Annotated in this window: 5 protein-coding genes, 1 tRNA gene and 1 pseudogene; 5 read left to right on the top strand and 2 right to left on the bottom strand. The window is 52.6% G+C overall.

The features are described from left to right. Positions 1-107: 107 nt before the first annotated feature. Positions 108-542 (bottom strand): NUDIX domain-containing protein, encoded by a 435-nt coding sequence (locus EJP87_RS12570; RefSeq protein WP_130472223.1) that lies wholly within the window; start codon positions 540-542, stop codon positions 108-110. Positions 543-573: 31 nt separating this feature from the next. Beyond that, positions 574-1,812 carry an SEL1-like repeat protein gene (locus EJP87_RS12565; RefSeq protein WP_193771354.1) on the bottom strand — a complete coding sequence of 413 codons (1,239 nt, stop codon included), beginning with the start codon at positions 1,810-1,812 and terminating at the stop codon, positions 574-576. Positions 1,813-2,073: 261 nt separating this feature from the next. Here EJP87_RS12565 and dnaG point away from each other — a divergent pair, with 261 nt between their 5' ends. The 5 genes and pseudogenes from dnaG to EJP87_RS12540 form a co-directional block, all read left to right on the top strand. Next, a complete protein-coding gene (gene dnaG / locus EJP87_RS12560; RefSeq protein WP_130472221.1) occupies positions 2,074-3,891 on the top strand; it encodes a DNA primase in 1,818 nt (605 codons plus the stop codon). A gap of 65 nt (positions 3,892-3,956) precedes the next feature. Next, on the top strand, positions 3,957-5,942 hold the full coding sequence (gene rpoD, locus EJP87_RS12555) for an RNA polymerase sigma factor RpoD (protein ID WP_130472220.1): 1,986 nt from the start codon (positions 3,957-3,959) through the stop codon (positions 5,940-5,942). 9 nt (positions 5,943-5,951) lie between these two features. Then, positions 5,952-6,027 (top strand) — tRNA-Ile (locus EJP87_RS12550). A gap of 314 nt (positions 6,028-6,341) precedes the next feature. After that, complete coding sequence (locus EJP87_RS18595) at positions 6,342-6,518, top strand: hypothetical protein (RefSeq protein WP_227657619.1); 177 nt, start codon at positions 6,342-6,344, stop codon at positions 6,516-6,518. Then, positions 6,515-6,799 (top strand): annotated as a pseudogene (locus tag EJP87_RS12540) (hypothetical protein); the annotation flags it as partial. The gene EJP87_RS18595 and the pseudogene EJP87_RS12540, both read left to right, overlap by 4 nt.

Below are 6,799 nucleotides of genomic sequence, written 5' to 3'. Positions count from 1 at the left end.
AGCAAAATCCCAGGGATTCCATCCCTGTACACGGCCAGGGAGGTGCCCTCCTTGGACCCGCAGTTGTTTTGTGTGGTGAATAGTTACGCCAAAACCAACCATACACATCAAAACCACTCTTGACTGAGGGTACCCAAATAACGCTCGCGCACAGAATGCTGTAGCAACCAGTGGGTCAACGGCGCCGAGATATTGGGATACAGCGAACTCTGGGCCACAATGTTGAAAGGTAGCCAACAGATCTCAATGGCCCGCGTAGCGCCCGGCTGCAAACAGGGTGAGCCCTCCAATACAGTCACCGGAAAAATCAGATGCACAGTATGGCGTTCGCCCACTATGGTTTCAGCGCAAAAGAGTAGATCCTCAACCTCAATGCGCAAGGCAAGCTCTTCGCGAAACTCCCGTTGCAAACAGGCCGGTGCGCTTTCACCCGCTTCCAGATTGCCACCTGGCAAATTAAAACGGTCGTGTTCACCATAACGATAGCGCATGGTCAATAATTGATTCTGATGTCGCACAAGGCCGGCGGGTCGAATGATCATAGGCAGCTCCTGGGCAGTGGAAACAGGATGATCAGGGGGTCATCTCGCTCAAAGTGACTTCCAGTTTGAGATCTCCTTCAGAAAGCTCCACCCAGCGTTGCTCCGTTTTGAAGCCGGGTTTGGAGAGCTCCAGCAGATATTTGCCGGGAGGCAAAGAGATGCCGGGTCGATAGTCGGCATCAATATTGAGAATACGCACCATGACCCCGTGCAGGGTTGGCACCACTGTCAGACTGGGCTGTTTTTCCTGTACCTGTTCGTGCAAACGAATACGCAGATGACGATCCTTGTTGCTCAACACAAGCTCACGCTTCACCGTTTGATAGCCCGCTTTACTCACTTCAATGCGATAGCTCCCTGGTGCCAAGCGCATTCCAGGACGATAGGGAGCGCGAATGGTCAAAATACGAATCTGGGCATCTGCGGGAATGGCTTGGATGGTAAGGGCAGGATGGGCAACAGGAGCCTTGCTGCTGTTGGCTTTATTGCCTGCCGGTGTAGCAGAAGAGGATGCGGGTTCAGTACGGTGTGTTACCGCTTTTGTTTGACCAGGGGCGCTGGGGAGAGGCTCGGTTTTTTTTGTCAACTCTTGTAGTGCTTTGGCCGCACTACGACTCCCTTGGTGAGCAGCCCGCTGATACCATTGCCCAGCCAGTTGCGGTTGGCGAGCAACACCCAGACCTTGGCTGTAGATCTGTCCCAACATCTCTTGCGCCATGGGAATATTCATTGCGGCAGCCTGCTCAAACCACTCTCTGGCCTTCTGATAATCTCTGACCTGGCTGCTCCCTGCAAAATAGATAAAAGCCAATTTTAATTGTGCCCATCCTTTGATGAGCGGATGAAAACGATCGGCACGCCCCGTCTGCTCGGTTACCTTGTGCAACCAATAGATCGCCTTCTGTTCGTCTCGTTCGAGACCCTGCCCCTCCTGGTAAAGCAAACCCAGATTAAATTGGGCCAATCCATCACCCTGCTCGGCAGCCAATGTAAACCAGTGGAGCGCTTTATGCAGATTGCGCTTGACGCCGACACCGTGTTGATAGAAAGAACCAATGGTGGTCTGCGCCACCGCATCACCCTGCCGGGCAGCCGGCAACAGCCGTTCAATCGCCGGATGCAGCGGAGTATCATTGGCCCACAGTGGCATGGAAACCAAGAATAAATAGCTGAACACTGGCAACAACAAACTGCGACCAAGCTGTTGGGAAAGCGACAGCAGCCACTGCTTATGACCAACCAAAGAGAAACAGGTGGAGGGCATCGTCATCCAGCACATCTGGAAAAATAAAGAGCAGAAACCGCCACAAAGAGCAGGAGGCAGCACTTTGATACTGCTTTATTATCGATTTTCTGCATTTTGTTTGTCAAAGTTAATTCCTACCTCCACAAGAGGAGTGGCGGTTTACAGAGTGAGCAGCAGAGTGGATTGAAAATAAATCATGGATTTCGCAACAATATCCCTTGACAAAAACGGAAGAATATTTTCTTCTAAAGTGCTTGCACGCGATGTTTGAATGGAAAAAAAAGCATGGCTCACTATCCTGAGCGCTTTCTTGAAGAGTTGAGCGAACGCGCCGACATGCTGGATGTGGTTGGTCAGTATGTGCGCTTGAAAAAACAGGGGGTCAATTGGTTGGGACTATGCCCCTTCCATAATGAAAAAACACCCTCCTTCACCGTCCGGCCCGATCAGGGATTTTTTAAGTGTTTCGGCTGCGGCGCCGGTGGGAATCTGTTTAACTTTATCATGCAAATCAAGGGAGTTGGCTTTCCCGAAGCAGTGGCCGAGTTGGCAGCCACAGTGGGCGTGGCCTTGCCAACCATGGAGGTGGAAGATGCCGGGCAACAGCAACGCCGTCTGGAACGACGGCAATTGCTGGAGGTTGTCGATAAAGCGCGAGAGTGGTTCTATCAACGCTTGCGCGCTCCCGAAGGAGAAAAAGCACGCGCCTATTTACAGCGTCGTGCTTTGCAACCGGCAACCATAGAGCGCTTCGGTTTGGGTTATGCACCACCAGGTTGGCGAAATCTGCTGGACTTTTTTGGCGGCGGAGAGGCAGCGGCACAACTTCTGGAAAAGGTTGGCTTATTGGTACCGGCTACCGATAAACTCGGATATGATCGTTTTCGCGACCGGATCATTTTTCCGATACGCAACGCACAAGGGGAGTGTATCGCTTTCGGCGGTCGTGTAATGGCTGCTGAGGAGCCAAAATATATCAATTCACCTGAGACAGCGCTGTATCAAAAAAGCGAGATTCTCTACGGTCTGCATCTGGCGCAGGCCGCCATGCAACGGGAAGAGCGTGTGCTGGTGGTGGAGGGGTATCTGGATCTGATTGCACTGGCAGACCGTGGTGTGGAGAGTGTGGTGGCCACCTTGGGAACCGCTTTGACCACCTCCCATGTGCGCCAGTTGTGGAAACGAACCCGGCGCATCTGCTTTTGCTTTGATGGCGATACGGCTGGACGCAAAGCCGCATGGCGTGCACTGGAAATGGTCCTGGATGGGTTGCAAGCTGACCAGCATGTCCATTTTTTGCTCTTGCCCCAGGGAGAAGATCCCGATGATCTGGTACGCAGAGAAGGGGCTGAAGGGTTGCGGAGCCGTCTGGATAGTGCTACCCCTCTCTTGACCTTTATGCTCCAGCAACTGGGTGAAGGGTTGGATCGTGCCAGTCCAGAAGGACGAGTGGCTATCCGTCATCGGGCATGGCCGCTATTGAGCAGAGTCAGGGATCCGTTGTTGCGGGAACTTTATTTGCAGCAACTGAGTCAATATCTTGACTTGCCACACTTGGTCAACGCCAGCGAAGAGGTGGTCTATACCCCCTCCCCTGCCGTCGTAACAGGCAGACAGCAACGCTCCTGGCCAAGCCAAAGAATAACCCCCTCCGTTACTGTCGGTCGGGATTTTGAACGCGCTTTATTGGCAATTGTGTTGCGTTCTCCTGAGCTGGTACCGTTGTGGGAAGAGGAGTTGAGCCGTCTCGATATGGAAGACGGTGACCTGACCGAGCTTTTGTCGGCGTTACTGGAGTTGGGCAGCGATTTGCTGCATGGCAGTGCAACACCCATTTGGCAACGCTTCAGCAATGCCAATCTGGCAGCACGGGCAGAAGCGATATTGCTCAGCGAAGAGCTGCAACCAGAATCGCTCCAGGAAGAGTTTCAAGGCTGTCTGCGCAATTGCCAGTTGCGCCAGCTCAACCGGCAGATCAAGCAGATAACCCAAGCCATAGAGGCTGGAGAAGGTGATATGGACCGGCAGTTTGGTGTGTTACTTGCGTTGAAAGAGGAAAAACGCCATCTGCAACAACGCAAGAGTCACCCTTTGCTGACATAACCAGCCGGTCTGTTGCGAACCCTGCACCCCCTTTAATCGCATGCACGAATTGGACGACAGAGACAATGGGCGATGAGTTCAAGTTTCAACCGATGAAACAGCTTGTCGAACGCGGCAAGGAGCGTGGCTTTTTGACCTTTGATGAGGTCAATGATGTATTGCCCAGTCATATCAACTCCGCAGATCAGATTGAGGATGTGGTCTCGACTCTGGATGAGATGGGTATTCATCTGGTGGACGAGCCAGAGCCTACTGATGATTTGAAGCCGGATGAAGGTGATGCTCTCAATCTGGAGAGCGACGGCATGGAAGAGTTGGATGACCTGGACAAACATGGCAGTGCCGAATCGGGTATTGACGATATTGATCTGGGCAAAACCGACGATCCGGTGCGCATGTATTTGCGCGAGATGGGAGCAGTCGATCTCCTGACCCGTGAAGGGGAGATCGTCATCGCCAAACGTATCGAATCGGGACGCAAAGAGGTGTTGACCGCCATTTGCGATTCTCCGGTCACCTTCAAAGAGATTATTCTGCTGGCCGAGCGCCTGCGCAATCGTGAGGTCTCCTTAAGGGATATTCTGGATATTCCCACTCCGAATGCTGAATTGGGTGAAGAGGATCCACTGGACAAAGTGGAAGATGCGGGCCTCGATGATGATGAGGATTTGGAGGATGAGGAGGATGAAGAGTTTGATGAGGATGAGGAAGAGCGCCTAGAGAACGAAGAAGAGGATGATCTGGAAGAGCGTGCCAAAAAAGAGGTCGATCTATCGGCGGTAACGCTGGATGGTACACCGCTGTTGGAGCTGTTGGAGACCACCCAGCGCACCTTTGACAAAATTGCCGAAGAGCATGCACGCCTGCAAGAGACCGGAGAAAAGCTGCGCGAGGCTTCGTTGCGCGGAGATGAGGATGAGGTGGAGCGCCTGGATCGTACCTACCAGGGCCATAAACGGGGTATGGTGGATCTGCTGGATTCTGTCAATTTTTCCCAGAAACAGATCGACCGCATGGTACAAACGCTGAAAGATTATGTGGACCGGATTCGCGCATTGGAAAGTGAGATGCTGAAGATGGCCGAGCGTTCCGGTGTACCCAAAATGTCCCACCTGAAGGAGTATCTGGGCAACGAAGGCAAGAAAGAGTGGGTTGATCAACTGGCAGAGCACAACCAGCAGATCTGGCGCCGTTTTTATGAACAACATGCTGCTGATCTGTATCGAATCCAGGACTCTCTGCGTCAGGTGGAGTTGGAAACCGGGCAGACCGTTGCCGAGCTGAAGGGGACCCATAAATCGATCACCAGCGGTGAACGCAAAGCAAGCTGGGCCAAAAAAGAGATGGTCGAGGCCAATTTGCGCCTGGTGATCTCCATTGCCAAAAAATATACCAACCGCGGATTGCAATTTTTAGATTTGATCCAAGAGGGTAATATTGGTTTAATGAAGGCGGTGGATAAATTTGAGTGGCGGCGTGGCTATAAATTTTCCACCTATGCCACCTGGTGGATTCGCCAGGCGATAACGCGCTCGATTGCCGACCAGGCGCGAACAATCCGTATCCCGGTGCATATGATCGAAACGATCAACAAGTTGGTACGCACCAGTCGGCAGATGGTCCAGGATATGGGACGGGAACCGACTCCAGAAGAGATTGCCGAACGCATGGAGATGTCCCTGGACAAAGTGCGCAAGGTGTTGAAAATTGCCAAGGAGCCGATCTCTCTGGAAACACCGGTCGGGGATGAAGAGGACTCCCATCTGGGAGACTTTATCGAGGATAAAACCATGTTGTCCCCTTCCGAATTGGCCATTCAATCCAATTTGCGCGATACCACCGGTCGGGTCTTGCAAACCTTGACCGATCGGGAGGAGAATGTCTTGCGCATGCGCTTTGGTATAGGTCTGCATACAGATCATACCTTGGAGGAGGTAGGACGGCAGTTTCATGTCACCCGTGAACGGATTCGGCAGATCGAAGCAAAGGCGCTGCGCAAGTTGCGCCATCCGACTCGCTCACGCAAGTTGAGAAGTTTTTTGGAATCTTAAGGCAGTTGCGGGCCTATAGCTCAGCGGTCAGAGCCGCCGGCTCATAACCGGTCGGTCCCAGGTTCGAATCCTGGTGGGCCCACCACTCTTTTCAGCAGTAACGCTATGGGATAGATCATCATCTTGTCAGAGCTGACAAATGAACCCAAGGGTCAACACCTACAACCCTAAGCGGAAAATCAGAGCAACACCGCGCTCTGATGTCGATATATGCTTACTGGCAGATTTGGCAAACAAGGTCAGTTATGGCGGCAATCCGGAACATAAACGCAATCCCGGCGATTTTGGTTTGTCCCCCCACCCAGCTATCCCCGACCCGGCACAACATTGTGTGATGATGGTGCCGTTTTCACCCGTAAACAGGCGCTCCTCTTGCTGCAAGCAGGAATCAAACGGGGTTTGATCAGCGAGCATTTTGTCGGACCCTGGCCAAAAAATGTCTGGGCAGTCGATAGTCAATGCACTCCCTTTGAAGCACAACTGGAAAATGCTGAATTGGGTCGCTATCATGGCTATCCTATGCCGGAAGGGGATCCGATGCGGGAAAATATTTTGGAACGCTGGAATCAATCATGAGTGAACCGTTTGTGATTGCCCCTGAATGGGATCAACCCACCGCTTATGGTCCTGACGAACTGCGCATGACCGCTGCACTTCTGACAATTTCCGTTAATGGTCGTCTTGCTACCCGGGTAGATGATAGTTGGGCCAGATCGGTTCGCGAAAAAGTGCGACTCTCCGCCTATCCTCTAGCTGTTTGGCTGGCGGCCTCCTGGTGGCGCCTGCGTTGGGAACCGGCACCAACAGCACTTCATGTTGCTTGGCGTATGGCCCATGATCTGCGCAGTGTTGGTTAT

The organism is Candidatus Magnetaquicoccus inordinatus (assembly GCF_004217665.1).
GTDB classification, from domain to species: Bacteria; Pseudomonadota; Magnetococcia; order Magnetococcales; family Magnetaquicoccaceae; genus Magnetaquicoccus; species Magnetaquicoccus inordinatus.
The sequence above is the reverse complement of the archived record's forward strand: the minus strand, read 5'-3'. Positions and strand labels throughout refer to the sequence as shown.